The following is a 25,874-nucleotide window of genomic DNA, read 5'->3' as shown; positions in this document are numbered from 1 at the left end:
CCGCCTCCGTCCCTCATCCACATCCTACCGTATAGCCAGACAGCCTACCACGGCCAACCCCTCCGCCACTACTGTCCGCCACTACCTCTCCACCGTCTCCGTGCTCTCCGGCCAGGCATACTCCTCACCTTTCAGACCCGCCAGAAGGCTCCGAAGCTTATATCCATAACTCCTCCCGGCAGCCCAGCCACCTCCATAAGGATTCTCCTGAATCCCCAGCCATTCCACATAAGGAGCACTCTCCCGGGCAACATATTGAAAGCGGTTATCCACACAGGCCTGGTTCAGATCCTCTGATGAGGCATAAGCCTTCAGATGCTGCACCTGCGCCCGGATCCCGGTCCTTACATCCGGAAAAGAATTTCCGGCAACGCCTCCACCCGTAGTCCCAAGCCCGGAAAAATTAAACTGCCCCGCGCTGGCATCCCCGCCAAACTGCAGCCATCCAGTCTCAAGCATCGCCTGCTCATAAACAACTTCTCCACGGACACCCTCCGCATCCGCCTCCTCTATCACAATCGTGCAAAACGAATCAATATCCGGTGCACCACCCTCTGTCAGGACATCCGAAGGATACTCCACATTCTGCGCCTCATACTGCGCCACCATATCCTCCACATCCACTGTGGTACACCCCATGATCGTATAATATCCATAAGTATTATCTGTGGAATCATCCACAAAACCATCTGCATTATTCTCTCCGGATGACTGCGGCTTCGAGATCTGCCCCTCCATGGAATGATCCACATCCTCTGCCAAAACACCTGCAGGCGTTCCGAACACCAGAACGCCTGCAAGCACCATCATCCGTAAACAAAAACGATTTCGGAATCTGTACATATCTAAATAATCAATCCTTTATTACTGCGCTTTTCTCATTGCAGCTTCAACTACATGACCTACAAGAACAGAAGTTGTAACACTTCCAACTCCACCAGGAACCGGTGTAATCGCATCAACGATCGGCTCAACTGCCGCATAATCAACATCACCGCAAAGTTTACCCTCAGCGTTTACATTGATACCAACATCGATGATTGTCTGTCCCTCTCTGACATAATCAGCACCAACAACACCAGCACGGCCAGCTGCAACGATAACAATGTCAGCCTCTTTTGCAACGGATGGCATATCAACGGTTCTTGTGTGGCAGATAGTAACTGTCGCATTTTTCTTAACAAGCATCATTGCAGCTGGTTTACCAACTACAAGGCTTCTTCCGATCACAACAGCTTTTTTGCCTGTGCAGTCGATTCCGTAATGATCCAGGATCTCCATGCATGCCTGTGGTGTACATGGCGGGAATCCGATCTTTTTGCCTGTGAATACACCGGACATGGAAAGATCTGTCATACAGTCAACGTCTTTTTCTGCTGCAAGAGCATTCTCGATCACTGCCTGATCCAGATGTTTCGGAAGCGGACGGAACAGAAGAACGCCGTGGATCTTGTCATCTTTGTTTACTTTATCGATAGTTGCAAGAAGCTCATCCTGGGAAACGTCCTCCGGAAGAAGAATCTTCTCACATGCAACCCCAAGAGTCTCGCAACGTTTGGTTGCTCCTCTCTCATAGGAAATATCGCTTGGATTCTCACCAACACGGATAATGCAAAGTGTAGGATTTACACCTTTTGCCTGAAGCTCTGCAACGTTAGCTTTGATCTTCTCGTTAAGAGCTGCTGTTACTTCTTTACCTAATAACTGCTTTGCCATTTGTCTGGTTCCTCCTATTTCAGTCTTCCGAGAACACTGTCAAATGTCTCGTCTGCGATCTTTGTATATTTCTCAAGCATAGCGTCTGCTTTTTTGTTTAATTCCTCTGCATACGCACGATCTGCCATAGACTTTGTATTGATGTATACATTCAGGCTTGCTCCCTTAAGAGCAGCTTTGCAGAATGCAGCACCTACGCCAGCATCACTGATCGCAAGCTTGGAACCTTTTGCGCCGAACTCAACGATAAGTTCAATGGCCTCACAGCATTTCTCCATGATCTCCATCGGAACAGAGCAGGCTTCTTTCAGAGCAGCCTCCATAACGCGGGCTTTCTCTGCTTTTTCTTCCTCTGTCTCTCTTGGCATTCCGTAAGCTTTGGAAAGAGGCTCAAATACTTCTGCGTCTCTCTCGATCAGATGAAGGAAATCTTTCTGAAGCTGATCACATTTCTTTTTCAGCTCCCACATCTCGTCCTCAACATCTGCATATTTTTTCTTGCCAACAGTAAGGCTTCCAACCATGTTTCCAAGAGCTGTACCAACCGCACCTACAAGAGCAGAAGCGCCGCCGCCGCCAGGAACCGGTGCCTTGGAGCTTAATACCTCAACAAATTCAGTACATGTACTGGTAGAAAATCCCATAGGACTCTCCTCCTTATATTCTTATTTTAGCACTCTTTAGAGCCCATTGGGGGCTTTTATAAAAAGCCCCCTCCGGTAGTTTTTGATCTTATGTTCCGATTAGAAGAGGCCTGTGATCTTACCTGTCTCATCTACATCGATCTTGGTTGCTGCCGGAACTTTCGGGAGACCTGGCATAGTCATGATCTCACCTGTCAGGGCAACGATGAATCCTGCACCTGCGGAAATCTTCAGGTTACGTACTGTTACCTCAAAGTCTGTCGGTGCGCCAAGTTTTGTCTGATCATCTGTCAGACTGTACTGTGTCTTAGCTACACAGATCGGGCAGTTGCCAAATCCAAGAGCTTCCAGCTGTTTTGCCTGTTTCTGAGCATTTGCTGTAAGAACAACTTTCTTACCACCGTAAACTTTCTGTACGATGTTATTCAGTTTATCCTCGATAGATCCCTCAAGCTCATAAGCATATGTGAAGTCATTCGGCTCCTCAACAAGACGGATCACTTCCTCAGCAAGCTTCATGCCGCCTTCGCCGCCTTTTGCCCATACCTCGGAAAGTGCAACGTTAACGCCAAGCTCTTTACATTTTGCCTCAACCAGGTCAAGCTCTGCCTTGGTATCGGTCGGGAATGCATTGATAGCAACTACACATGGAAGTTTGTATACATTCTTGATATTGCTTACATGTTTCAGAAGGTTTGGAAGACCTTTCTCAAGAGCCTCAAGGTTCTCGTTGTTCAGATCTGCCTTCGGAACACCACCGTTGTATTTCAGTGCACGAACAGTAGCTACGATAACAACTGCGCTTGGATGAAGGCCTGCCATACGGCACTTGATGTCAAGGAATTTCTCAGCACCAAGGTCAGCACCGAATCCAGCCTCTGTGATGGCATAATCAGCAAGTTTCATAGCCATCTTTGTAGCTGTTACGGAGTTACATCCATGAGCGATGTTTGCGAATGGTCCGCCGTGAACGATTGCCGGAACATGCTCCAGTGTCTGTACAAGGTTTGGTTTCAGGGCATCTTTCAGAAGTGCTGTCATAGCACCCTCTGCATGAAGATCACCAGCTGTTACCGGTTTCTGCTCGGAAACTTTACCATAGGTGTATCCGATGATGATTCTGGAAAGTCTCTCTTTCAGGTCTTTGATGTCGCTTGCAAGACAGAGAACTGCCATGATCTCAGATGCAACTGTAATGTCGTATCCGTCTTCACGTGGCATACCGTTTGTTCTTCCGCCAAGACCATCTACTACATTACGAAGCTGACGGTCGTTCATGTCCACGCAACGTCTCCATGTGATCTTTCTCGGGTCAATGTTCAGGTCATTACCCTGGAAGATATGGTTGTCGATCATTGCTGCAAGAAGGTTGTTTGCCGCACCGATCGCATGGAAGTCACCGGTAAAGTGAAGGTTGATATCCTCCATCGGAACTACCTGTGCGTAACCGCCGCCTGCTGCACCACCTTTTACACCGAATACCGGTCCGAGGGATGGCTCACGAAGAGCTACCATTACTTTTTTGCCCATTTTCTGCATTGCATCTGCAAGACCAACGGTTGTTGTTGTTTTTCCCTCTCCTGCTGGTGTCGGGTTGATAGCTGTTACGAGGATCAGCTTACCATCTTTCTTGTCACTCTCTTTTAACAGATTGTAATCAATTTTTGCTTTGTACTTTCCGTACTGCTCCAGATATTTGTCATCAATACCTGCCTTCTCTGCAATCTGTGTGATTGGAAGCATTTCGCACTCCTGTGCAATTTCGATGTCACTTTTAAATCCCATAATGTTACCTCCCTTTAGGTATTTTTACAGTTTTTAATCCCTTAAAACTGCATTTCTATAAAAACAGGTCCCATCCTGTTCTTAACTTTTTTAAAGACATTTCAAAAACGCCTTCAGAGATCCGATGATAACGTCTCCCATCACAGCCATGTCCTCAGCTGCAAAGGAAACCGGAAAATTATCGGAAAACAATATCTGTGAAGAAGGTGGAAATTCCTCATCACCCTCCCACAGGATCATCTGGATCAGATATCCGGGGAATATCTCCACCTGATAGGCAATATCGCCATGATCTACAGGAGCTGCATGGATGTGCTCCATGATCCCCTTAAAATCCTTCAGTCTGTTTCCATAGGTAAAGGCCAGACGCTTGATACATCTGCCATCAAACTGACGGAGATATACCTCCCCCCAGGGCATTTCCCTGTAGGTCTTAAATCTTCCGCTTCCCTGGGAATTATTTCCATTCAGCAGGAAACGTATGGTAAGGATCTTCGCATAGATCATTTCTTCCAACGGATAAAATCCCATATCATCTTTCTCATGAGTTACCTGAAAATCCGGCCAGGAAATATGATACACCGTTCCCAGAAATTTCAGAGTCAGCTGTTTTGTCTCTTCATCATAGGGAATAGAAAGCCTCCCGGCAATCTCTGCCGGGTCTGCTTTCTGGAACTCTTCTGTATAATGTTCCCAGGGCATCCTTTCCTTGCTGTCTTTTTCATAATTCAGGTCATTTATACTAAAAGCCATGTTTTACCTCTGCCATTTTAGTCTGTATTATCTCTTCTGCTGTTCTTCCATAACAGACGGAAACAGATGTGTATCCGTATGCGGAATAAAGCATGCACCTACAAACTCGTCCATATACGTAGGAACTGTGGAAAGTTCCAGATAAGTCATATTGGAAGCCAGCTCATAAGTTTTCTTCTCTGCTGATGTGGAATGAAGCATCAGATAAGCACCTGTAAGAGAAGAGTTTCCAATGTAATGGAACTTCTCAAGAGGAATATCCGGGAACATTCCGATATGCACTGCATTGGCCATATTGATTCCACTTCCGATTCCACCGGCAACGTATACATCGTCGATCATGGAAACATCGAAGTCAAGAGAATTCAACATGGTACGGATTGCTGAAAAAATAGCACCTTTTGCACGGATAAAGTTATCAATATCTACCTCTGTGATCTCTACATCCTTAACAGAGCCTGCTTCATCCTCAAATGCGATCACATAGCTTCCCATGCCATACTGATCGTGACGGACTCTCTTGCCCTCGCGGACAAATTTGCCCTTCGGATTGATGATTCCTGTCATAAAGAGTTCACTGATCACATCAATGATACCGGAACCACAAAGTCCTACCGGTTTGGTTCCAGGATCTCCTACAACCTTATACGTCGGCTCCATGGTCTCTTTATCAATGGTACATGCCTCAATGGCACCGTCTGTAGCACGCATACCGCAACTGATGTCTCCACCCTCAAAGGCAGGACCAGCGGAACATGCACAGCTCATCATGAAATCGGAATTACCGAACACAAGCTCTCCGTTAGTACCAAGGTCGATAAACAGAGAAAATTCCGGTCTGTTCCAGATCATACTTACCAGTGTACCGGCAGTGATATCTCCACCTACATAGCTTCCGATATTCGGAGCCATGATAATATGTGCATCCGGATTGATCTCAATTCCCACATCCGATGCAAACAAGGAATTTGTTTTGAAAAACGTAGGAATATACGGTTCCATACGAAGCGGATCCGCATTGATCCCTGCAAACAGATGATTCATGGTTGTATTAGAAGCAACACACATCCGGTAGATCTGCTCTTCCGGAAAATGAATGCTTCGGCACATCTCATGGATCATCGGGTTAATGGTCTCTTTGATCACCGCGTCCTGAAGTTTCTTCTTTCCACCAGGTTTCTGAGACTCGATGATACGGTTGATAACATCCGCACCAAAACGAATCTGTCCGTTTCCGGAAGAACTCTTGGCCAGGATCTCTCCTGTTTCCATATTGATCAGGACTGCCGAAACGGTTGTGGTACCGATATCTACAGCAAGACCACCGATCACAACATCTTTCTTACTGTCAAAAATATCATAAACATACATGTCATTTGGTGCTGTACGAACCACGCACTTCACAGAAAATTTACTCTCACGAAGTACATCTGGAAGCTTCTTAAGCACCGCATACGGAATTCTGACACGCTTCAGGTTCATAAACTTCTGAAGTGCACGGGTCAGTCTTTCATTATCCGGCATGGTATCATCCAGTGATGGAATATCCATCTGAAGTTCCACAACATCAAGACTGTTTGTAAGTTCTATGCCAGCCATCTCAACTTCATGCTTGGCATTTTCAAAAATAGCGATTTCTTCTTTTGAGCTCAAATCAGCCACTTTCATTCGGCTCTTATATGCGGATGCAATATCCGGAACAAGAACCTCCACATCTGCACTGATCTTGCTCATACAGGCCAGACGCCAACCTGCGCCATATTCTTCATCCGAAATATGAAGAGTTTTCTTTGAGTCCAGTTCTCCGCTTTTTAACTGTACCCGACATTTTCCACAGGCTCCGTTTCCGGAACATGGTGCATCGATAGCCACATTGGCACTACGAGCAACCTCCAGTAAATTATCCCCCGCATTGGCAAATGCTTCTACCGTACTGCCATTTTCAAAAGCAAAAGTCACCTTAAACATTCGGCAACCACCTTTCTCGCCTCGTAAAAGTTATTCGTCTTCCACCTGTGGCGTTGGGAGTTAGACTAAACTATATTAGTAAAAAAGAGGCTGAAGGCCGAAGCCCCCAGCCTCTGAAACAGCGCTCCTGTTTTGTTCACACGCCAAATTAGATCTCAAGGTAAGAATCTGCGTAAAGTGTGTTACCCTTGAATACGTCACAGGATTTGATTGTCTCCATAAGACGAAGGTCGTTAGGGTTAACGATTGCAGATGTAAGACCATTCATCATAGCCATAGCTACAAGAGCAGAGTCCATGATCGGACGGATATGTTTTGGCATACCGTTACTGTTGTTGGAAAGACCACCTGTGGAGTTCAGACCCATCTCGGAGAACATCTTGATTGCCTCAAGAACTTCCATCTGTTTGTCCTGCATTCCTTTTACAACAAGGAAAAGCGGATCAAACCAGAGATCCTCTGCTTCCATACCAAGGCCAAGACCTCTCTCAAGCATGTTCTGGCAGTGCATCATACGCTCGTCGTTGTCTGCTGCAACCATACCGGAAGAGCAAAGTGCGATACAGATCGCATCGTTAGCTGCTGCGAGATCAATATTGGAAATTCTGTCACCAGCATCTGCAGAGTTTACGATCGGTTTACCTTTGCTTCTGTTGTATACAGAAATACCAGCCTCGATTGCTTTCTGGTTTGTTGTATCCAGAGCAAGCGGAACGTTGTCAAACTCGGACTGAAGGAGCTGTACTGCCCATTTCATAAGATCCTCGCCATCGTTCTCAGCCGGTCCGATATTTACATCAAGATATGTAGCACCTGCATCAAGCTGCTGTTTCGCTCTTTTGATGATCGGCTCAGGATCTCTCTCAGTAAATGCTTTGTTTACTGCCGGTGCTGTTGTTGAAAGTCTCTCCCCAATTGTTACAAATTTTGCCATACTCGTGTTCTCCTTTACATATTAGTAGGATATGGCTGTGCAGCAACCCTGCACAGCCTCTTATAACTGTCGGCGGCATTGCCGGACAGCTGATTTCTCAAACCTTAAGATTATGCGTCAAGGTCTTTTAAGAATTTCACAAGCTGTACTGCTTCTCTTGGTCCTACGATGATCTCCCATCCAGGAAGCTTAGCCTCAAGGTCTCCCTTAAGAACTGCTACTTTACCAGGAATAACCAGTCTTCTGCATTTAACCTTCGGCTCAACATTCTCTTTGATGTACTCGGAGATGCTGTTTCCGGAGAATTTACCGGCTGCCCAGGATGTCAGTACGGAAAGTCCGCCTGCATCATTGATTACCAGGTTAAGCGGAACGCCGGAACGCTCCAGCTCGCCAGATACTACGAAGTATGTAAGAGCAAAGTCTACTGTTGTTACAACGAGAGAATTCTCGTCTGCTCCGTTCAGAGGATAGATGCCCGGCTCTACCTTCATTGGCTTCTGCGGGTCTGTAAATACGTTCTGACGAAGTCCGAACAGCGGAAGTGCCTCTGCATATGTCATCTGCTCCATAACGATGATGGAACCATATTTCATAGTAAACATGGAAGCAAGTGCTGCCTGTAAATGTTTGTCACCCTTCGCAAGTTTAACAAGGTTAACGATGGAAGGATAACCAAATGTTCTGTCCTGATTCTTAAGAGCTGCACGACGAACCTGTACAGTGTTTGCAAAAGTCTCTTTGATGTCAGCTCCTGTTGTGTCAAGTACGAGATTCTTGTTTCCAAGTTTCTCGATAGCTGCTGTAGTATCATATAACTCGTTGATGTCCTTACCGGATACACCAAGAACTACGCCTGCATCTGTAGCAACTTTGCTCATTGCCTCATAGTTGGAAGCGTTTGCTCCGTTAAGAACCGGTTTGCCGTCCTTACATACTTCAAGGGCAGCTTTTGCGATTTCAGGATCTGTACAGCCAAGGATCAGTGTTCTTCCAAGGCCTTTCGCCTTCTCTACAAGTGCTGTGAATTTTGCAGCATCTGCATTCTCATCGCAGTTTACATATACAAGCTCTACATGCATTCTCTCACCGATACGGTCGTAATCAACCTGTGGGATCTCTGCAAGTTTAGCTTCTACTTCTTCATCACTCATGCATGTGCAAAGTGATACGGCATATCTTGTTTTGCTTACGAATGTCTTCTCATGTCTGAAAAGAACAGTCTCTCCACCAAGTGTAAACTCTCCGTCGCCTGTTCCGATCTTGATAGTTTTCATTGGCGGTGCAGTTGCCTCAGAAAGAGATGCTAATGCATCCTCGGACATATGAGGACACTGCTCAATTTTCATAGCGCCCTGTGCAACTTTCATAGAGAAAGCCATACATGTAGGGCATCCACATTCCTTACAGTTTTTCTTTGGTGTTAATTTAAAGATCTGAATACCATTCAGTGCCATAGCTCTTTATCCTCCTATTTATTACGCAAGTGCTTTGATCAGCTTGGAAATTGTCTTAACGGATTCCGGATGTCTTAAGATAACTGCATCAGAACCAGCTGCAAGATCAGCTGCTGCTGTCTCAACTTCCATGTCGATTCCACGCTCGTCCTGTGGTCCCCATGCCGGCATGTCAGCCTCGGAAGCCATAGCCTCTTTAACATTCCATGTCTCTGCGGATACAGGTGTAATAATAGGCATCTGCAGCATGTTATCATCCTGGCCTAAAGCGGCACCTTTGATACGGTCCATAGTAGATACTACGTACTCATATCCATAACCAACTGCTGCACTACCGATATTCATAACGATCTTCTTAGCATCTACACCAAGCTGTGTAGTAACAACGTTAAGCTGTTTAGCAAGGTTGATATCAACGGCAGACTCAGCGCCTACGATCTGATTATAAGCAAGACCTGCTGCTGCACCGATTGCTTTGTAGTTCTCCTCTTTCTCGGAAAGGATCAGTGCGTTTCTGCCCTGAAGAGCCTCTGCAACCTTCGGAAGGAGCTCTGCATCCTTCTCAACATTCTTGCAGCCCTCTACAACCAGTGGACAGTCAACTGCATCTGCAACTTCTTTAACAACTGCGATCAGCTCATCGATAGATTTGTTAACACCGTTCGGGTCGCCGCCCTCAAGAATAAGTGCAACAAAGTCAGCACCCTCCATAGCTGCAGCTTTCTTAGCAATGTCAGCCATTGTAGTAGCGCCTTCATAGTAAGCTTTGATACCTTCAGATACGCCCTCAAGACCCATATCAGAGATCTCTACACCGATCTTCGGGCAGTTCTCTGACTCTGCGTCAAAGGAATAAAATGGGAATGTACAATCCCCACCAATTGTCACAGTCTTATCTCCGCTTCCGATTGTGACAGCATTAATCTTTGCATTGAACTTTTGTGGTTTCTGATTAAACGGCATTTTTCGTTAGCCTCCTTAAAAATAATAATTAAAAACTACAGAGCTTCTTATATTATACTACATAGCACCAGTTATTGGCAAGATGCAGCACTATATTTCTGTTAAAAAATCAACAAACTTTTTAACAGTTTACAAGAGAAAGGATGTCCGCACATCCTTTCTCCCGGATAAATTACATCATCGGATCAAGTCCGAGAGCCGGATGTCCTTTTTCTGTAAGGAATGCAACCAGTGTCTCTGGATCTTCTGCGATCGTCTCATCACCGATCATGTCTGTAAAGTTATCGATTCCGTAAAGCTCTTTTGCAGTCTTATTAAGTCTGTCAGCTACGAATTCTTTCAGTTCTTTTGGCATCCATACGATACGCTCGATACCGCCCTCAGCCTTCATGAACTTCTTGGAGGAAATGAAATGTTTACCATGTCCCATGAATCCAGGTGTCTGAACTCCACCACCTGTCATGGATGCCATCTCAGGGAATGTCATTCCAAGTGGTGTCATGCCTGCATACTCACGGTTAGCAATAACAACACCGTTGGAGAATGGCTCGATACCACAGATACACTCGAAGCATCCGCAGGAAGTCATCGGATCCTGCATGATGGAGTACAGTGTAACGTGCTCCAGAGCACCCTGGGAGAATTTCTGAACTGCCTCATCAACGTCCTCATAAGAACCAAGATTCTCATCGATCGGACGCTCTTTTGTGATGATCTGGCAAGGGCCAGCTGGGTCAAGCTGATGTGTAGCTTTTGCATCCAGCCATGAAACCGCACCGCAAAGACCAAGTCTCTCAGGTGTTACTACACATACGTGGCTTGGTGCGAATGCCTGGCAAAGGATACAGCTATAATATACGTCAACAGACTCATCTGTCAGAGTATCAAGACGCTCATCACGTTTGTCAAAGATCGGAATTGCAACCTCATGACGGATTCTTGTACACTCAGCAGGATCTGTATAGATAACAACCTCACATTTATCAACAACCGCATCGAACTCATTCTTAACAGATGCATAAAGAACCTCACCGATATGTTTGATTCTGAAGCCTGCATTAAATGCATCAATGCTGATACGGATACGCTGCATATCACGCTGTCCTGTATGGTATACACCCTCGATACAGTTGATATAGTTGTGGAATTTACGCTCGATAACCGGCTCAAAGTCAGACTGCATATTCTTACCTGCAACTTTAACAACATATGCAATGCTGTTCTTGCTGCCGAATTCCATCTCATCTACTTCAGGTCCGATTACTGTGATCTTGTGATCCTCGATCTCAGAAGCATCGCAGGTCTGTACAAGCTCTGCACAGTCTACACGGGAGCCATCGAACTCAACCTGCATATCTTTACGACGGATGATCTCACCCTCGAATGCAGATGCGAAAGCAACCGGAATATCAATATTTGTGATCTTGATCTTAATATCACGCGCCTCAAGAGAAGTAGCGTTAAATTTGCTTACGTCCTCCTGAACGATAAGGCTCTTCGGTACACGGAAGATATTCTCTGTCTCATTTGTAACAACCGGGAATCCAAGTGCGATAGCGCCTGCACCGCATGCTACGATCACATCATCCAGAGGTTTGAATGCGTTAACAAATGCCGGTACACGATCCATTGTGTATTTCATAAGTGTTCCTGCATCTCCAGGTGTTACGTTACCGAAGATCAGAGCTGCACGGATCGCAACGGAAACTACATGAACAACAGATGTAACATCTTTTCCAAGAGGAATAACACGAACGTTGGCACCTGTCTTCATTCCGGCTTCTGCAACCTGATCAATGATTCCGCCAACAAGTGTTACCAGGATACCCTGTGCCTGATAGCTCTTTACAAGAGCAACACCCTCTTCTGTAGTAGGAGCCGCACCAAGGATAACAGCAACGCCTGGGATATCGCCTGTTACAAGCGGTACACCGAGCTCACGGATAACAGCATCACCAAGATGTCCATAGCATGGCTCTTCGTAAGGAGTTGCTCCGTCGATATATTTCAGAACCTCGATGAACTCTGCGCAGAGTGCTGTAGCAACACCGGACATGAATGCATCGTTCAGTCTTTTCTCTCTTGTCATAAGTGTTTTTACAACGCCAAGAGCTTCTTTTAATTCTTTTAATGTTGTAACTTTTGTTCCTGTTACAGCATAGTAGCAAGGAAGGCTGTAAGCGGTATTCGGGAAGCTGACAGCTTTGTCTTCGCCATACTGAGCGATCGCGCCGTCAATAGCACCCTCTGTTAAACCATATACAGCATCGTTTCCGCCGAATACTCTATCAAATAAAGTCACTGTAATACCTCCTATTTTTACAGAATTGAATTCTGATCAATTTTGTCTTTGATTTTTCTGATTTCAGCTGTTACAGTTTCACTAAAATCGTAGGGAGATTTTCCCTGACGATCAGCATCTATAACTTCTGTATTGTAGTGGATCATTCCAAGCAGATCCTCTGCCGGGATCTTACTCCGGATAAATTCCTCATCCTCCGGATTTCTTACCTTATTGGCCACGACCTTAACCTGAGAAACTCCCAGATCCTTTGCAAGACGTTTAACATTCTTATATGTCTGTACACTTCTTGCCCCTGGTTCGATCACTACAATAAATTCATCCATGCTCTCCGTGGTGCCCCGGCCCAGATGTTCCAGGCCGGCCTCCATATCCATGATCACCACATCATCTCTGTGGATCACAAGGTTATTGATCACTCTTTTAAGCATCACATGTTCAGGACAGACGCATCCGCCTCCACCTGTTTCCACAGTTCCAAGGACAAGCAGCTTTACGCCATTACAGGTTTTTCCATAAGTATCCGGAATATCGTCTACCTTTGGGTTCAGTTTATAAAACTGATTCTGGCTGTTGGCTCCGGTGCGTTCTTCTATGAGCTTACGCATTTTTGAGATTGGAACAATAGAATCCAAGGTTTCCTCGTCAAATCCAAGGGCAAGACCCAGGTTCGCATCCGGATCCACATCCGCCGCAAGGACTTTTTTTCCCTCATCTGCGTATAGTCTTGCAAGTGTTGCTGCGAAAGTTGTCTTTCCTACTCCGCCTTTACCGGTTACTGCTATTTTCATTTTACGTCTTCCACCTTTTATAACATTTTAAAGATCGCAACGGATTAGATTCCTAATGCTGTTCTCTTCTCTTCAATTCTCTCGATCATAAGATCAACTAATTTCTCGATGTCTGTCTCTACTGTGTAAGCAGCACCTGTCCATTTTCTTGTTCCCTCTGTAAGAAGCTCGCACATTTCTGAAGAACCGGAAACATATGGATCAACGCCAAGGAATGTATCAATACCAGTACCAACTACGTAGTTACCGATGGATACAGCTTTTTCAGACATCCACTCAGGAGCACATCCTACTACAGGAAGCTGATTGATCTGAAGTCCTGCATCTTTTGCAAGTTCAGCAGCCAGGATCATCATACGGGAGATATCTACGCAGGATCCCATATGAAGTACTGGTGGGATATCAGCCAGCTCACAGACACGTTTCAGACCTGCACCGCAGAGATCTCTTGCGGATTTGTCCATCAGACCAGCTTTAGCAGCTGCCTGTGCGGAACATCCGGAAGCGATGATAATGATATCATTTGCGATACACTTCTTCATCAGTTCGATATGTGCATAGTCAGGACGGATCTTAGGATTGTTACATCCAACCATAGCAACAGCACCACGGATAACACCGGAAGTGATGCACTCAAGTAATGGTTTGGTTGTTCCTGTTACGTCAACCTGAGAGTTTGTAACACCATCAAGAACTTTGACGATTGCTTCTACTGAGTAACCAACAGTAGCTTTCTGTTTCAGCTGCGGGATATGTACAAGCTCAGGTTTTCTGTTCTTGAAGTTATCGATAGCCATCTTAACGATTGCTTTTGCATTTTCTCCTGCTGTTTCAGCGTTGAATCTGATAAATTCAGAATCCGGCATCTGAGCGATCGGAGAAGTTGTAACAAATTTAGTATGGAAACATTTGCTCAGAGGTCCTAATGCAGGGAAGATACACTGAACATCAACTACGATCGCCTCGCAGGCACCTGTCAGCACTACGTTCTCCTGCTGCAGGAAGTTACCAGCCATCGGAACACCACGACGCATAGCTACCTCGTTAGAAGTACAGCACACACCGGAAACGGTGATTCCTTTTGCTCCTACAGATTTTGCATAATCGATCATTTCTTTGCTGTCTGCATACTCACAGATCATCTCAGAAAGACTCGGATCATGTCCGTGCACAACAATGTTTACGTTCTCTTCAACCATTACTCCAAGGTTAGCCTCTGTATCAAGTGGCTTCGGAGTTCCGAATAATACATCAGAGAACTCTGTTCCCATCATGGAACCGCCCCATCCATCAGCCATACCGCAGCGAAGAGACTGTTTTACAAGCGCCTCCGGAAGAGATGAACATCCCATATGAGACATATGCAGGGAGCTTGCAACCTCACGGTCGATAGCACGTGGTGCGATTTCGTTCTCGATCAGTTTTTCTTTCTGTCCTGCAGGCATTCTGTCAAGGAATCTCTGATATCCGAACGGTTTACCATATTCCATAAGACCGATCTCAGCCATCTCATGAGCCAGATCATAGATATCCTTGCCTTCTGTTTCCACGCCCCACTCTTTAGCGATGCGAAGCAGTTTCTCAGGATCTTTTACCTGATAATTTCCGCCCTCTTTTGCACAGTACAGTGTATGGCAGATCTCACGACCATGATCGGAGTGAGTAGCTGCACCACCGGCTGTAAATTTAAGGAAGTTTCTTCCTACGATACCATGAGCATCACATCCGCAGATTCCTCTTGGAGCCTTTGGTGTAATACGACACGGTCCCATTGCACAGATACGGCAGCAGATACCCTGCTCACCGAATTTACAGTGCGGAGTCTGGTTCTTTGCACGGATCTGCCATGCATCTGCTCCTACCTTTGCACCTGTCTCGAGAAGACGGGCTGTAGCGGCTTCAAATTCCTCCACTGTAGTTAATTTGAATTCACTCATTATAGACCTCCTTTAATAGCACATCTATTTTTATTTTTCTTTTTATAATAAGCCCAGGGCAGGAACCCATCCCCACCCATGGGTTATTTTCTTTTTTAAAAAAAGGTTTATATTCCATTATAAACCTAATTTATCAAAAATTTCAAAAGCTGCTTTTCTCATCGGATTATCCTCAGGAAGAGTAACGGTTGGTTTACCATCGCAGTCATATTCATAAACTGCCTCATCCTGTGGTACCACACCGATCAGATCGAGTCCCTGATTCCGGATTTCCTCAAGGATTCCTGAATTCAGTTCTGCTTTTGGCGCGCGATTGATAATAAGACCTACTCTGGAAGGCTTCATATCGCATTCCTTAATAAGTTCTGCGATCCTGCCAACTGCCTGAACGCCTCTTCTGGAGCAGTCACTTACAAGAATTGCTGTCTCCATGCTCGGAAGGATTCCTCTGCTGATATGTTCCATTCCGGCTTCGTTATCCACAACAATATACGGATAATTTTTCTGGTATTTGGCAAGCTGTGCCTGAAGCAGACCATTTACAAAGCAATAGCAGCCTTTTCCCTGGGTTCTTCCCATTACAAGAAGATCATAATCATCTTCCTCTGCAAGAGCATCCTCAAAACGTACCTCCGCATAATCTGCCTTGGACATTCCTTTGGGGATCGGGCTTTTCTCTGTCATCTCAGCATGTGCGATCTCCTCGCGGACATCGCCAAGAGTCGTATCTACTTCTACGCCAAGAACCTCATTCAGATTTGAATTGGCATCTGCATCTACAGCCAGTACAGGTCCTTTTTTCTTTTCGCAGAGATACTGGATCAGCATTCCGCATAATGTAGTTTTTCCAACGCCGCCTTTTCCGGCGACTGCAATAACATGTGCCATAAAACGGGCACCTCCTGATTTTATATCTGTTATGCCGGCGCATAAGGGAGGTGCCTGATACTGTTCTGACACCTCCGCATCGTGCCGGAATTCTTATTTATTTCGTTGATGATTAGATAAGTGTACGAAGTCCGGATCTGTCAATGATCTCGGATACATCTTTCCATTTGTTTAATGCATAAAGATGGATACCGTCAACACCAAGAGCGCGATACTCATCGATCTGTCTGATGGTGTATTCGATTCCTTCTTCTTTGAATCGTTTAACCTTGTCCTCATAGAACATGTCAAATGGTTTACCGTCAGCGTCTTTTGCGTTGAACGGATTCGGGAACAGCCAGTTTCTGGAGATCAGTCTACAAAGCTCGCTGTCCATCACACAGCCATTACGTGAAAGAGCCATGTTAATGGTAGCTGCCTGATCCAGGATCGGCATTACTCCAACATCTACAGGCATTGTCACACCAGCCTCACGGATAGCGTCCAGCCAGTATTTGAACTGTTCCATATCCCAGCAAAGCTGAGTCATAATGTAGTCAGCGCCATTGTCCTGTTTCTGTCTTAAAACAGCGATATCCGCATCCAGGCTTCTGCATGCGATATGGCCTTCCGGTGAGCCGGCTACTGCGATCTCAAATTTATCGCCAAATTCATCGCGGACAAATTTAACAAGATCGGTTGCATAATTGAAGTCTCCACATGTTGTTGTCTCACCAAGCGGAATATCTCCACGAAGCGCAAGCATATGGTCTACGCCTTCAGCCAGATACTGTTCCAGTTGCTCTTTGATGCCTTCTTTTGTATTCTTGATTACTGTGAAGTGTGTTACAGGAGTGGTTCCTGCATTCTTGATCATCTGGCATACTTCTCTGTTTGCGCCGACATTTCCGCCGCCGGCACCGTATGTACAGGAAATATACTCCGGTTTATACTTCATGAGATGTTCAATGGTTCCCGGCAGATTTGCCATGCCTTTTTCTGTCTTCGGTGGAAAAAGTTCAAAGGAAAGCAGCATTTTTTCTCTCATTGCTTCAGATAATTTCATTGATCGTCCCTCCACGTCTTAGTGTTATTATATTTTTATAGGAATGATCTCTGTCATTCCCTCAGCTCACATTTCCATAAAACTGCTGTAATATCAGTCACACTGCAGTTTCACGATACTGTTCGCCAGATCTACCATGAGAATACTGCCCTCTACCACGCGCTCATCTCCCATGATATCACGAAGGATCAATTTATTTCCGTCCACATCAATGCGGCTTACATTTTTAAAAATTACTGAATTATCTTCTTCTTTATATACAGTTGCAAGACACATAATCAATTCCTCCAAATAAGCGGTTTTCTGTTCTTCCGCTCTGCTGTCAAAATCATTCTGTCAGTTTATTTCAGTTCTTCCTTAACAAGGGTAAGGGCAAGTCCTAGTCTCATATTACCCTTCTGGAAATCGGATACTGCTTCCTTGATTGTCTTGGCAGCTGCATCCATGTTAAGTTTCTTAAGGTTGTCAGCCATCTGGTCAAGTTCTGCCGCATGATGCTCATTATGCTGCAGCATATAGGTAAGAAGTGCTACAGTCTCATTCTTGCAGTCACCGGACTCGCAGGAACCGCAGTGGCCATCGCCGTGTGTATGGCTGTGGCTGTCTCCTTCTGCATGACTGTGTGTATGGCTGTGAGTCACTCCATCCTCGTGAGTGTGCTCATGTGTATGTTCGTGGCTGTCCGCATGTCCATGCTGAACAAGGTTGCCATTCTCATCTTTGATTAAATGCATAAATACCCCTTTCCTGTATCCGCAGGGCGGACACGCTCATGACAAGAATTTATCAATTAAATTCATTATACATCTTTTTGTCTCTATTATCAAGAAAATTATTATAAAAAATATCCAAAATTATACGCCATTTTTCCTGATTTTTCAAAAACTTTGACAGTTAATTAACTCGATTGTCTCGATTTTAACGAAGTTAGTTTCTTCAAACCATATAATATTTCCTATAGCCGCTTTAAAATTCGGACCAAGCTTTATCACTTTTGTAATATATTTGATGTGATTCTTTCATATTTTTGTGCTATAATGGCAAAAGCATGGGAAACAGAACAAACAAGGAGGAATTATTTTGAGAGAGACTGTTTTTCTGAATAACGACAGAGAAATGCCCCTCCTGGGGCTTGGTGTATATAAGTTGCCCGACGACGTACAAGCTGAGGCTGCCATCACTTCTGCAATCTCTGCCGGCTACCGCATGATCGATACCGCATCCGTTTACAAAAACGAAGAAAGTGTGGGACGTGCCATCGCCAGATGTGGTGTTCCCCGGAAGGATCTTTTTATCACCAGCAAGATCTGGAACACAGCCCAGCGGCTGGGTGATGTTCAGGGTGCTTTTTCCCGCAGTCTTGACCGTTTGAAGCTCAGCTATGTTGATCTCTGCCTGATTCACTGGCCAGTTCCTGGCTGCTACCTGAGCACCTGGAAAGAACTGGAAAAAATCCTGGAATCCGGGCGTGCTTTGAGTATCGGCGTCAGCAATTTTGACATCCGGCATCTGGAAGAGCTCCGTAAAATTTCCGGAATTATCCCGGCTGTAAATCAGATTGAATGTCATCCCCTGTGTTATCCATCCGAACTGATCGAATACTGTAAAGCTTTTGGTATTCAGGTACAGGCTTATGCCCCTCTGGCAAGAGGCGCCTATTTTGACAACGATGTCATGTGTGTTCTGGGAACCAAATACGCAAGAACTCCTGCACAGATAGGTCTTCGCTGGGCTGTTCAGAAGGGAATTTCCGTTATCCCGAAATCCAGCAATCCGGAACGCATCCGAAGTAACGGAAATATTTTTGATTTTAATATCGAAGATGAGGACATGGCAATCATTGATACGCTTAATGAAAATCTGCATACTTCTCATGTTCCGGAAGATCTCCGTGACATTCAATTTTAACCAAATCAAGTAAGTCCCCTGCGGGGTTGCGAAAAGCAATAAGTAGTGGGTGGGGACTTGCTTGTATCAGGAAGAGTGCAAGCTCCTCCTGATAAACTGCGGAGCAGTTATTTGGTGTAGAGCTACGTAGCGAAGCGGATTGCGAATATCCGCTTGACTTTTTTTATAATAACGCAAAAAAGATATCTGCCGGATTCTGACTGATCTTCCGGCAGATATCTTTTTATTTTCTAACTGAATTTCCTATATTTGAAACGGACGGATATTTACCTGGCTCATACATTTTCCCAGGGGAGCATCGGTGTTTCCACTTTTTTGTCACGCAACATCAGATCCATTACCGCTTCTGCTGCAGATTTTCCCTCAAAAAGTACACGGTTCACTTCCGTTATGATAGGCATCTCCACTTCATATTTCTCCGCAAGTTCTCTTGCGGCTCTTGCGGAATAAACACCTTCCACAACCATCTGTACCTTATCCATAGCCTGTTCCATTGTACATCCCTGACCGATCAGATATCCGGCTTTTCGATTACGGCTGTGTACGCTCGCACAGGTTACGATCAGATCACCAATTCCGGAAAGTCCGTAAAACGTTTCCATCTGTGCTCCCATTTTCTTTCCAAGCCTTGCAATCTCCGTGATTCCCCTGGTGATCAGAGCTGCTTTTGTATTGTCTCCATATCCCAATCCGTCAGCGGTACCTGCTGCCAGTGCAATCACATTCTTAAGTGCTCCCCCAAGTTCTACTCCCAGAATATCCGGCGTTGTATACACGCGGAATACAGGACTCATAAAAATACTCTGAAGATATTCTGCAGTCACCCTTGTACGTGCGCTGACCACGCAGGTCGTAGGAATTCCTTTTCCAACTTCTTCCGCATGACTTGGACCTGAAAGAACTGCCACATCTCCCTCAGGAATTTCTTCCTCAATTACGTCACTGAGTGTTTTCAGTGTTTTTTCTTCGATACCTTTTGCAACATTGACAATCTTCTGACCCTTCCTGATAAATGGTGCCATTTTATGAGCCGTACTTCGAATGTACGGAGAAGCCACTGCCAGCACTGTTACATCAGCACTTTTAATCGCCCGTTCCAGATCTATCAGAATTTCAATGTCTTCCGGAATCTGTACACCTGGAAGCCGGTCAGGATTTTCTCTTTTTTCCCGGAGTTTACGGGCATCCTCCGGTCTTGCCGACCAGAGGAGAACTTCATGGCCGTTATTATACAGCAGGAGCGCCAGAGCCATACCCCAGCTTCCTGAACCCAGTACGCTGATTTTCGCCATAAATCTTACCTCTTATTTTTTATTCTTACTGCTTAAAAACACCTTATTTTCTGTTCCGTGAAGCAGCCTTACAATGTTTGCCCTGTGCCTGTAGAAGGCCATTGCCGTAAGAACTGCCATCACAATATAAAGTTCCATTGTATGTGGCTGATCCATCCCGTATTTCCCCATATGTCCAAAAACAAGGACCAGGATAAACGCTGCCGCATAGGCACTGAGGGAACAGAGAGATACATAATGTGTTGTAAAAAACAGTACAAAAAAGACAACTGCACATACAATAAAAATCCGACAGTCAAAAGCAATGATCATGCCTACAGAGGCCGCAATTCCTTTTCCACCGCGAAATTCCATGGAAATTGGGAAATTATGTCCCAGAATACAGCCCAGTGCAGCATAAAGCGTCAGAAGCGGGAGAATACCGCTCATGGAGTTCCCATAAATCATTCTCACGATCACAATGGCAAGCACACACTTCAGGCAGTCTCCCAGAAGTGTAAGCGCTCCCGCCTTTTTTCCGAAAGTGCGGAATGCGTTGGTCGTTCCCGCATTTCCGCTTCCATGCTCTCTGATATCTGTCTTGTGAAGCTTTCCTATAATATAACCTGTCTGAAAAAGTCCGCATACATAACCGATAACAAGACAAATAATACGTTCCATATTTTTATTCCTTTTCCCCGCGCTCGCGGATGATGAATTTCAGGGAAGTTCCGGAGAATCCAAAGGCATCCCTGATCTTGTTCTCCAGATATCTTACATAGGAGAAATGCATCAGTTCCTTATCGTTGACAAAAATTACAAATGTGGGCGGTTTTACCGCAACCTGTGTCATGTAGAAGATCTTCAGTCTTCTACCACGGTCGGACGGCGGCTGCTGGAGAGCAACTGCCTCGGAAAGGATCTCATTGAGAACACCAGTCTGGATACGGAGTGTCTGATTCTCGATAACTGTATCGATATTCTCAAAGAGCTTCGGAAGTCTCTGGCCTGTTTTTGCAGAAATAAAAATAATCTGTGCATACGGCATAAAGGAAAGGATCTGACGGATCTTCTCTGTATGCTTGTAGATGGTCTTGTCATTTTTCTCAATGGCATCCCATTTGTTTACAGCTACAATGATACCTTTTCCTCTGTCATGGGCGATTCCCGCGATCTTTGCATCCTGCTCGGTAACTCCCTCGGAAGCATCGATCACAACTACGACCACATCTGCACGCTCTACAGCTGTTACTGTACGGATAACACTGTAGCGCTCGATCTCTTCTTTTACTTTTCCTTTACGGCGAAGTCCTGCAGTATCAATAAATACATAATCCTTATTGTTCCAGGTAACCTTGGTATCAATGGCATCACGTGTAGTTCCCGCAATGTTGGATACGATCACACGCTCCTCACCAAGAAGTTTGTTGATCAGAGAAGATTTTCCAACGTTTGGCTTTCCTACGATGGCGATCTTCGGGATATCGTCCTGATCTTCCTCCTCGCTCTTATCTGGGAACTCTTTGATCACCTCATCCAGCATATCTCCAAGACCCTGTCTGTTGGCTGCGGAAATTGGGATCGGTTCTCCGATTCCAAGATTATAAAATTCATATACATCCATCATGTACTTCTGATGGCTGTCCACTTTGTTGACTACAAGGCGTACCGGCTTGCCACTGCGGCGGAGCATATCTGCCACCTTGGCGTCAGAATCCACAAGCCCCTGGCGGACATCTGTGATAAAAATAATCACATCTGCCGTGTCAATGGCAATCTGTGCCTGCTCTCTCATTCTGGAAAGAATGATGTCACTGCTGTCCGGCTCAATTCCACCTGTATCGATCAGGGTAAATGTCCGGTCAAGCCATGTGACATCTGCATAAATTCTGTCACGGGTTACTCCTGGTGTATCCTTTACTATGGAAATATTATCACCTGCCAGAGCATTAAACAGAGTGGATTTTCCTACATTAGGCCTTCCCACTATTGCTACTACTGGTTTGCTCATAAATCTGTCTCCTTCTTGTTGGTTTATGTTTCAGAGGGTTGATCACAGCTTCCACCAGATCACGTCCTCCTGTGTCTACGATTACAATTTCTGTTTTCAGTGCCTCTGAAAGTTCTTCCAGTGTCATATCATCCAGAAAAATCTCTTCATCACCTTTCAGCATACTGCACGGGATCAGAAGTTTTTCTCCCAGGTCAAGGTCGGAAAGCTGTTCTTTCAGATCCTGCCCTGTGATCAGTCCGGACACCGTGATCTTTTCACCGAAAAAGCGATTCTCGATGGTCGTGACCGGAATCTGCACATTGGGAAATTTTTTCTTGATTTCTTCTATATAGCGGGCAATAAAAGGCGCCGCCAGTTTTCCTGTGGCGATCCTTCCTGTCACTTTACGGTCGTCACCGGTAAGTTTCTTAAGTGTTTCCTTTACTTCGGTTTCCAGAAGTCTTAACATGCCCACGCCATTTTCAAGCTGCAGATATCCGTCGTATTCCTCCTCACAGGGAAGCTCCCTGTCAGCCAGAATATACCACTCATCCGAAGCATGGATAAAATGAATCCCGTACTTCTCCATCATAATCTTCTGCCAGCGTTCAATCTGATTCAGAACTTTTTCTGCATCTTCTTTATTAAAAGGCTCCAGAGGATAGAGACCTTTTCTGTATTTGGTAAGTCCTACCGGCACAACAGAAACACTCTGAAGAACCGGAGCATAAGCGGAAAGTTTCTCAAGGCTGTATTCCAGCTCATCCCCGTCATTGACACCTTTGCACAGTACGATCTGTCCGTTCATGGTGATCCCTGCGTTATACAGCATATCCACCTTCTCTAGGGCCTTTCCCGCAAAGCGGTTATGCAGCATTTTGCACCGGAGCTCCGGATTCATTGCCTGGAATGAAATATTGATCGGTTCCAGATGATAGCGGATCACTCGCTCAATATCCTTCTCGCTCATATTGGTAAGCGTCACATAATTTCCCTGAAGAAAGGAAAGCCTGGAATCGTCATCCTTAAAATACAGCGTCTCACGCATATCCGGCGGCATCTGGTCAATAAAACAGAACATGCACTTATTTGAACAGGAACGATAGTCATCCATCAGTCCCCCGTTCTCAAATTCTATTCCAAGGTCTTCCTCATATTCCTTCTCTACCTCCAGCTCCCACTCTTCGCCATCTGGCTTCTCTACCAGAAGCACCACAAGCTCTTCATTCATGAGATACCGGTAATCGAAGACATCCTCCACAGGCTGACCGTTTACAGACACAAGTCTGTCCCCCGGTTCCAGCCCCAGCTCCTCGGCAATACTGTCGGGCAGCACCCTGGAAATCATATGCTTTCTTAATTTCATCATTATCTCCCTTTTCTATCCCGTATATAATAACAACTTTGCTCTTAAAAATCAACACTTTGAGAAAACACCTTGACTGACACGTGGGTCTGATGTTATAAATAGACTGAGAATTTTTAATGACATACACTTAGGAGGAATATTATGCCAAACATAGAATTGCTGGAAAAGTCTATGCCTGTTGCCCCGATCCGAATCGCCGCACTTGCCGGATGCCGCGAACTGGCCGAGGAGGTTGACAAAAAGCTGGTTAAATTCCGTAAAGAACTTGTAGCAGCCAAGAAATCCACCATTATCCCACAGGGCTATGCAGAGAAATCTTTCCTTGTAGACTGCGAATGCCCGCGTTTCGGAACCGGTGAAGGTAAAGGTTACATCAAAGAATCCGTTCGTGGTACAGACCTTTACATTATGGTAGATGTGACCAATTACAGCCTTACTTACAGCGTATGCGGCCACGAGAACCACATGTCTCCGGACGACCATTACCAGGATCTGAAGAGAATTATCTCCGCAGCCACCGGTAAAGCACACCGTATCAACGTTATTATGCCATTCCTTTACGAGGGACGTCAGCACAGACGTACCAAGAGAGAATCTCTCGACTGTGCACTTGCACTTCGCGAGTTAAGCGCAATGGGTGTTTCCAACATCATTACTTTTGATGCTCATGATCCACGTGTGCAGAACTCTATTCCGCTGAAAGGCTTTGATAACTTTTTCCCGACATACCAGTTCCTGAAAGCACTGGTCAAAAATGTCCCGGATTTCAAACTCGACAATGATCACCTCATGATCATCAGCCCGGATGAAGGCGCTATGTCACGTGCTGTATATTTCTCCAATATCCTTGGAGTTGATATGGGTATGTTCTACAAACGCCGTGATTACTCCACTGTTGTCAATGGCAAGAACCCGATCGTTGCTCATGAATTCCTCGGAGATTCCGTAGAGGGCAAAGATGTTGTCATCATCGACGATATGATCTCTTCCGGAGAGAGTATGCTGGATGTTGCCCGTCAGCTGAAAGAGCGTAAAGCCGGACGTGTATTCGTCTGCACAACCTACGGTCTGTTTACAGACGGCGTAGCCAAATTTGACGAATATTACGAGAAAGGCTGGCTGGACAGAGTCATCACAACCAACCTTAACTACCGTATTCCGGAACTTCTCGACCGTCCATACTATATCGAAGCAAATATGAGCAAATATCTTGCAAGTATCATCGATATCATCAACCATGATGTATCTGTCGAGAAGGTTCGTTCCAGCAACGAAAAGATCATGGATCTCATGAAAAAAGTCAACGAACAGTAAGAAATGCTCCCAGGTTTCCACGTTTCCCGTGAGAAGCCCTGTGCGAATAAAGAAAGAGCGGATTACAGCAGGTGCAGATGCCCGGCATGGAAATCCGCTCTTCTTTTATGCCTGCATCCAGAAAGATCCTTCGGTTCGCCTCCCACAGATTCAGCTGATATTTTCCATCTGGTTTCTCATAAAAAAGTACATCCCAGTATTTTTCTTCAAATGCTTCTTTAAACTGATCGATCACATCTTCACTGACTTCATAACAGTCCTGACAGATAGACGGACCGATGGCTGCGTAAAGTTCTGAAGGGTCTGTCTGAAATTCCTCAGCCATTTTTTCCACCGTCACTTTACCGATCTTTCCTACCGTACCTCTCCATCCGGAATGTGAGAGTCCTATCGCTTTATGTACCGGATCCACAAAGAAAAGTGGTACACAGTCCGCATAAAAGGTCGCCAGAACCAGTCCAGGAACATTGGTGATCATTCCATCCACATCCGTATAAGGCCTCGGTTTTGTGATTCCATTTCCCCTGTCTGTTTCCGTGACCACATGCACATTGGTGGTATGTGTCTGATCAGAAGTTACGATATCTCCCATGGAAAATCCCATAGCATCAGAGAGTCTGCGGTAATTTTCCCGCACTGCATCCTCGTTATCTCCTCTTGTAAAGCTTAAATTCATGGATTCATAAATTCCCTGACTCACTCCGCCCAGACGGGTACTGAAGCCATGTACGATCCCGGGAATTTTCTCAAAGGCAGGATACGTCAGCCACGTAACCCCGTTCTTCTGATTTACATTCATTAATTGCTTATCTTTATACCATTTTATTTTCATATTA

General features: G+C 45.3%; 23 protein-coding genes. 2 read left to right on the top strand and 21 right to left on the bottom strand.

The window, feature by feature from the left end:
• Positions 1-81 precede the first annotated feature (81 nt).
• The 16 genes from AC04Q6_RS00495 to AC04Q6_RS00420 all read right to left on the bottom strand — a co-directional run bounded on the left by AC04Q6_RS00495 (position 82) and on the right by AC04Q6_RS00420 (position 17,917).
• Entirely contained in the window at positions 82-843 is a 762-nt protein-coding gene (locus AC04Q6_RS00495) for a glucosaminidase domain-containing protein (RefSeq protein WP_476389423.1), read from the bottom strand.
• Between the two features lie 21 nt (positions 844-864).
• On the bottom strand, positions 865-1,716 hold the full coding sequence (locus tag AC04Q6_RS00490; RefSeq protein ID WP_118062494.1) for a bifunctional 5,10-methylenetetrahydrofolate dehydrogenase/5,10-methenyltetrahydrofolate cyclohydrolase: 852 nt from the start codon (positions 1,714-1,716) through the stop codon (positions 865-867).
• Between the two features lie 14 nt (positions 1,717-1,730).
• Positions 1,731-2,360, bottom strand: a complete 630-nt coding sequence (locus tag AC04Q6_RS00485; protein WP_021977714.1) for a cyclodeaminase/cyclohydrolase family protein — start codon at positions 2,358-2,360, stop codon at positions 1,731-1,733.
• 99 nt (positions 2,361-2,459) lie between these two features.
• The gene (locus AC04Q6_RS00480) at positions 2,460-4,145 is read right to left on the bottom strand and encodes a formate--tetrahydrofolate ligase (protein ID WP_015525292.1); all 1,686 of its coding nucleotides are present in this window, start codon (positions 4,143-4,145) and stop codon (positions 2,460-2,462) included.
• 90 nt (positions 4,146-4,235) lie between these two features.
• A complete protein-coding gene (locus AC04Q6_RS00475) occupies positions 4,236-4,898 on the bottom strand; it encodes a DUF3786 domain-containing protein (RefSeq protein WP_118062495.1) in 663 nt (220 codons plus the stop codon).
• 27 nt (positions 4,899-4,925) lie between these two features.
• Positions 4,926-6,866 (bottom strand): corrinoid activation/regeneration protein AcsV, encoded by a 1,941-nt coding sequence (gene acsV / locus AC04Q6_RS00470; protein ID WP_118071627.1) that lies wholly within the window; start codon positions 6,864-6,866, stop codon positions 4,926-4,928.
• A 148-nt stretch (positions 6,867-7,014) separates the two neighbouring features.
• The gene (gene acsE, locus AC04Q6_RS00465; protein WP_118062497.1) at positions 7,015-7,800 is read right to left on the bottom strand and encodes a carbon monoxide dehydrogenase/acetyl-CoA synthase methytransferase subunit; all 786 of its coding nucleotides are present in this window, start codon (positions 7,798-7,800) and stop codon (positions 7,015-7,017) included.
• 110 nt (positions 7,801-7,910) lie between these two features.
• Positions 7,911-9,257 (bottom strand): acetyl-CoA decarbonylase/synthase complex subunit gamma, encoded by a 1,347-nt coding sequence (gene acsC, locus AC04Q6_RS00460; protein WP_118071626.1) that lies wholly within the window; start codon positions 9,255-9,257, stop codon positions 7,911-7,913.
• Between the two features lie 21 nt (positions 9,258-9,278).
• A complete protein-coding gene (gene acsD / locus AC04Q6_RS00455) occupies positions 9,279-10,220 on the bottom strand; it encodes an acetyl-CoA decarbonylase/synthase complex subunit delta (RefSeq protein ID WP_118071625.1) in 942 nt (313 codons plus the stop codon).
• A 172-nt stretch (positions 10,221-10,392) separates the two neighbouring features.
• Positions 10,393-12,522, bottom strand: a complete 2,130-nt coding sequence (gene acsB / locus AC04Q6_RS00450; RefSeq protein WP_092072021.1) for an acetyl-CoA decarbonylase/synthase complex subunit alpha/beta — start codon at positions 12,520-12,522, stop codon at positions 10,393-10,395.
• Between the two features lie 17 nt (positions 12,523-12,539).
• Positions 12,540-13,313 (bottom strand): ATP-binding protein, encoded by a 774-nt coding sequence (locus AC04Q6_RS00445; RefSeq protein ID WP_015525298.1) that lies wholly within the window; start codon positions 13,311-13,313, stop codon positions 12,540-12,542.
• A gap of 44 nt (positions 13,314-13,357) precedes the next feature.
• Positions 13,358-15,250 carry an anaerobic carbon-monoxide dehydrogenase catalytic subunit gene (gene cooS, locus AC04Q6_RS00440; protein WP_118071624.1) on the bottom strand — a complete coding sequence of 631 codons (1,893 nt, stop codon included), beginning with the start codon at positions 15,248-15,250 and terminating at the stop codon, positions 13,358-13,360.
• Positions 15,251-15,367: 117 nt separating this feature from the next.
• Positions 15,368-16,138 carry an ATP-binding protein gene (locus AC04Q6_RS00435; RefSeq protein WP_021975845.1) on the bottom strand — a complete coding sequence of 257 codons (771 nt, stop codon included), beginning with the start codon at positions 16,136-16,138 and terminating at the stop codon, positions 15,368-15,370.
• 112 nt (positions 16,139-16,250) lie between these two features.
• The gene (locus AC04Q6_RS00430) at positions 16,251-17,183 is read right to left on the bottom strand and encodes a methylenetetrahydrofolate reductase (protein WP_021975844.1); all 933 of its coding nucleotides are present in this window, start codon (positions 17,181-17,183) and stop codon (positions 16,251-16,253) included.
• A 93-nt stretch (positions 17,184-17,276) separates the two neighbouring features.
• Entirely contained in the window at positions 17,277-17,459 is a 183-nt protein-coding gene (locus tag AC04Q6_RS00425) for a CooT family nickel-binding protein (protein ID WP_021975843.1), read from the bottom strand.
• Positions 17,460-17,524: 65 nt separating this feature from the next.
• Positions 17,525-17,917, bottom strand: coding sequence for a DUF8180 domain-containing protein (locus AC04Q6_RS00420; RefSeq protein ID WP_118071623.1), 393 nt, complete (start codon positions 17,915-17,917; stop codon positions 17,525-17,527).
• 346 nt (positions 17,918-18,263) lie between these two features.
• On the opposite strand from AC04Q6_RS00420, the gene AC04Q6_RS00415 reads away from it, so the two are divergent.
• Positions 18,264-19,091 carry an aldo/keto reductase gene (locus AC04Q6_RS00415; protein ID WP_178087518.1) on the top strand — a complete coding sequence of 276 codons (828 nt, stop codon included), beginning with the start codon at positions 18,264-18,266 and terminating at the stop codon, positions 19,089-19,091.
• Positions 19,092-19,366: 275 nt separating this feature from the next.
• On the opposite strand, the gene AC04Q6_RS00410 is transcribed toward AC04Q6_RS00415, so the two are convergent.
• From AC04Q6_RS00410 to AC04Q6_RS00395, 4 genes are read right to left on the bottom strand one after another with little or no spacing between them, the layout of a single operon-like run.
• Complete coding sequence (locus AC04Q6_RS00410) at positions 19,367-20,383, bottom strand: NAD(P)H-dependent glycerol-3-phosphate dehydrogenase (RefSeq protein ID WP_118071622.1); 1,017 nt, start codon at positions 20,381-20,383, stop codon at positions 19,367-19,369.
• Positions 20,384-20,395: 12 nt separating this feature from the next.
• Positions 20,396-21,043, bottom strand: coding sequence for a glycerol-3-phosphate 1-O-acyltransferase PlsY (plsY, locus tag AC04Q6_RS00405; protein ID WP_118071621.1), 648 nt, complete (start codon positions 21,041-21,043; stop codon positions 20,396-20,398).
• Positions 21,044-21,047: 4 nt separating this feature from the next.
• Positions 21,048-22,373 (bottom strand): ribosome biogenesis GTPase Der, encoded by a 1,326-nt coding sequence (der, locus tag AC04Q6_RS00400; protein WP_021975838.1) that lies wholly within the window; start codon positions 22,371-22,373, stop codon positions 21,048-21,050.
• Positions 22,336-23,721, bottom strand: coding sequence for a DUF512 domain-containing protein (locus AC04Q6_RS00395; RefSeq protein WP_119248255.1), 1,386 nt, complete (start codon positions 23,719-23,721; stop codon positions 22,336-22,338). Before AC04Q6_RS00395 ends, der begins: the two co-directional genes overlap by 38 nt.
• 144 nt (positions 23,722-23,865) lie before the next feature.
• On the opposite strand from AC04Q6_RS00395, the gene AC04Q6_RS00390 reads away from it, so the two are divergent.
• A complete protein-coding gene (locus AC04Q6_RS00390; RefSeq protein ID WP_015525311.1) occupies positions 23,866-25,038 on the top strand; it encodes a ribose-phosphate pyrophosphokinase in 1,173 nt (390 codons plus the stop codon).
• On the opposite strand, the gene pgeF is transcribed toward AC04Q6_RS00390, so the two are convergent.
• Positions 25,025-25,870, bottom strand: coding sequence for a peptidoglycan editing factor PgeF (gene pgeF / locus AC04Q6_RS00385; RefSeq protein WP_021975836.1), 846 nt, complete (start codon positions 25,868-25,870; stop codon positions 25,025-25,027). The genes AC04Q6_RS00390 and pgeF overlap by 14 nt on opposite strands.
• Positions 25,871-25,874: the final 4 nt, after the last annotated feature.

The sequence above is a fragment of the Blautia sp. HA9023 genome, assembly GCF_056504095.1.
This window is presented reverse-complemented; position numbering and strand designations above follow the sequence as displayed.

Coding starts and splice junctions, on each gene's coding strand:
- cooS (WP_118071624.1), bottom strand. CDS start 15,250: ATGAGTGAATTCAAATTAACTACAGTGGAGGAATTTGAAGCCGCTACA.
- acsC (WP_118071626.1), bottom strand. CDS start 9,257: ATGGCACTGAATGGTATTCAGATCTTTAAATTAACACCAAAGAAAAAC.
- AC04Q6_RS00390 (WP_015525311.1), top strand. CDS start 23,866: ATGCCAAACATAGAATTGCTGGAAAAGTCTATGCCTGTTGCCCCGATC.
- AC04Q6_RS00480 (WP_015525292.1), bottom strand. CDS start 4,145: ATGGGATTTAAAAGTGACATCGAAATTGCACAGGAGTGCGAAATGCTT.
- AC04Q6_RS00420 (WP_118071623.1), bottom strand. CDS start 17,917: ATGCATTTAATCAAAGATGAGAATGGCAACCTTGTTCAGCATGGACAT.
- plsY (WP_118071621.1), bottom strand. CDS start 21,043: ATGGAACGTATTATTTGTCTTGTTATCGGTTATGTATGCGGACTTTTT.
- AC04Q6_RS00445 (WP_015525298.1), bottom strand. CDS start 13,313: ATGAAAATAGCAGTAACCGGTAAAGGCGGAGTAGGAAAGACAACTTTC.
- acsV (WP_118071627.1), bottom strand. CDS start 6,866: ATGTTTAAGGTGACTTTTGCTTTTGAAAATGGCAGTACGGTAGAAGCA.
- AC04Q6_RS00395 (WP_119248255.1), bottom strand. CDS start 23,721: ATGAAATTAAGAAAGCATATGATTTCCAGGGTGCTGCCCGACAGTATT.
- der (WP_021975838.1), bottom strand. CDS start 22,373: ATGAGCAAACCAGTAGTAGCAATAGTGGGAAGGCCTAATGTAGGAAAA.
- acsE (WP_118062497.1), bottom strand. CDS start 7,800: ATGGCAAAATTTGTAACAATTGGGGAGAGACTTTCAACAACAGCACCG.
- AC04Q6_RS00490 (WP_118062494.1), bottom strand. CDS start 1,716: ATGGCAAAGCAGTTATTAGGTAAAGAAGTAACAGCAGCTCTTAACGAG.
- AC04Q6_RS00430 (WP_021975844.1), bottom strand. CDS start 17,183: ATGAAATTATCTGAAGCAATGAGAGAAAAAATGCTGCTTTCCTTTGAA.
- AC04Q6_RS00435 (WP_021975845.1), bottom strand. CDS start 16,138: ATGGCACATGTTATTGCAGTCGCCGGAAAAGGCGGCGTTGGAAAAACT.
- pgeF (WP_021975836.1), bottom strand. CDS start 25,870: ATGAAAATAAAATGGTATAAAGATAAGCAATTAATGAATGTAAATCAG.
- acsD (WP_118071625.1), bottom strand. CDS start 10,220: ATGCCGTTTAATCAGAAACCACAAAAGTTCAATGCAAAGATTAATGCT.
- AC04Q6_RS00485 (WP_021977714.1), bottom strand. CDS start 2,360: ATGGGATTTTCTACCAGTACATGTACTGAATTTGTTGAGGTATTAAGC.
- AC04Q6_RS00495 (WP_476389423.1), bottom strand. CDS start 843: ATGTACAGATTCCGAAATCGTTTTTGTTTACGGATGATGGTGCTTGCA.
- AC04Q6_RS00475 (WP_118062495.1), bottom strand. CDS start 4,898: ATGGCTTTTAGTATAAATGACCTGAATTATGAAAAAGACAGCAAGGAA.
- AC04Q6_RS00410 (WP_118071622.1), bottom strand. CDS start 20,383: ATGGCGAAAATCAGCGTACTGGGTTCAGGAAGCTGGGGTATGGCTCTG.
- AC04Q6_RS00425 (WP_021975843.1), bottom strand. CDS start 17,459: ATGTGTCTTGCAACTGTATATAAAGAAGAAGATAATTCAGTAATTTTT.